This window comes from Cobetia sp. (genome assembly GCF_983723665.1).
In genome coordinates, this window is record NZ_CFDJES010000199.1 from 1,921 (window position 1) to 3,955 (window position 2,035).

Below are 2,035 nucleotides of genomic sequence, written 5' to 3' on the forward strand. Positions count from 1 at the left end.
GGTGAGATGCGTGGTGAGGCGCTGTCGGGACTCCGTCAGGTGGGTATCAGCCTGTGGGCTCTTCACTGTCGACAGCATAGCCGCAAACCGATGCTGCGCGCCGTTGGCGGAATCGATGGACCTGTCAGCATTGGAACATACGTACGTTTGATATTGCCTTGCGACCTTGGTGACATGCGCAGGCCTGCTCTGGAGCAGGGAAACAGCCCTGAGTCCAAGTAGGGAAACAGCCCTGAGCCCAAGGAGGTAAACAGCCCTGTCCCGAAAGCGAGAAACAACGAGGCCCCTGCCCAAGGGGCAGAGGCCTCATGTCTTGCACACCAAACGCATACGTCTGGCAAACGGCAACTCAAGAGAGGTCGCGGACCTCGTTCTCGATCATCTTGCGGATATGCTCCTCGTTCTCGATCATCGATTCGCCATCCTCGCGCAGCGATTTCAACAGTCCGATCATCATGGCGATCAGCACGAAGGTGAACGGCAAGGCGCCGGCGATCGAGGCAGCCTGCAGGGACTTGAGCCCCTGATCACCCCCCAGCAACAGCAGGATCAAGGTCACGGCGCCCAGCATCATGCCCCAGATGATGCGTTGCTGCACCGGAGGACGACGACCGAAGGCCAGCAGGCGCCCCAGTACCAGGGTGCCGGAATCCGCAGACGTGACGAAGAAGATGATCACCACGACCAGCGCGGCCACCTTGGCCACGGTCGCGGCGATGCCGGGTGTGAGCACATCGAACGAGTGGTAGAGGGTGCCGGCGTAGTCCCAGTTGGTGACCGCAGCCGTGTAGATGCCCATGTCGGCCCCGTACAGGGACTGATAGATCCCCGCCGAACCGATGACGCCGAACCAGACCAGCGCGACGATGGAAGGGATGACCATCACTCCGAGAATGAATTCACGGATGGTCCGGCCGCGCGAGATGCGGGCAATGAACATGCCGACGAAACCGGCCCAGGCGATCCACCAGCCCCAGTAGAAGATGGTCCAACCGCCCTGCCACACTTGCTCATCCGGCGTGCGCGCCGTCCACAGTGTCATCGAGACGCCATCGGTGAGGTAATCCCCGAGCGCGGTGATGGAGCTCGCGATCAGATAGTTGGCGTCGCTCACCAGCAGGAAGTAGGCCAGGATGCCGAGGCAGACCCAGGTATTGAAGGTGGAAAGCAGCTTGATGCCGCGTGCCACGCCGCTGGTCGCTGACAGGGTAGCGATGACGCTGATCAACACGATGGAGACCACGGTCACCATGCGCGATTTCTCTTCGATGAGGCCCAGTGACATCAGGCCGGAGCCGATCTGCTCGACGCCCAGACCGAGCGTGGTGGCGATGCCGAAAATGGTACCGAACACGGTCAGGATATCGACGGTGTGCCCGATGGGCCCGTAGATCCGGTTGCCGATCAGCGGATAGAGGGCCGAGCGCATCGAGAGCGGCAGACCCTTGCGGAAGGCGAAATAGGCCAGTGACAGCCCGACGATGGCATACATGGCCCAGGCGATCGTGCCCCAGTGGAAGACGGTGAGCTTGATGCCACCGGCGGCCGCTTCCGCGACGCGGCTGTCAGGCACCGGGAAGCCTTCGTCCCCCGGCATGAGACCACTCGCCAGGGCGGCCTGCTTGGCCTCGAAGAAGGCGGCGACGGCCGCCTTGACGTCAGCACTCAGAAACGGATTGCCGCCGCTCCAGTCACTCGCGAAATGGATCATGGGCTCGGACATCGAGAAGAACAGCATGCCCGCGCCGGTCCCGCAGCCGAACAGCATCGAGAACCAGGCAAAGTTGCTGAACTCGGGACGCTCATCGTCGCGCCCCAGCCGAATCTTGCCGACACGCGAACACATCACGTAAAGACAGACCACGAAGGTCGAGAACATCACCAGCACGTAGTACCAACCCAGGGTGCTCTCTATCCAGGCCTTGATGCCCAGAAACTGGTCGCTGGCCGTCTTGCCCAGCAGAATCGCATAGAGAATGAAGAACACGGTCATGGTGATCGCGGTGATACCGAGCGTCGAGTTGAGTCCCTTCAG

Annotated in this window: 1 protein-coding gene; it reads right to left on the bottom strand. The window is 61.5% G+C overall.

Annotated elements, in window-relative coordinates:
- Nucleotides 1–349 precede the first annotated feature (349 nt).
- The coding region (locus AC4FAH_RS13700) for a BCCT family transporter (protein WP_490246224.1) at nucleotides 350–2,035 on the bottom strand (1,686 nt) is incomplete at its 5' end.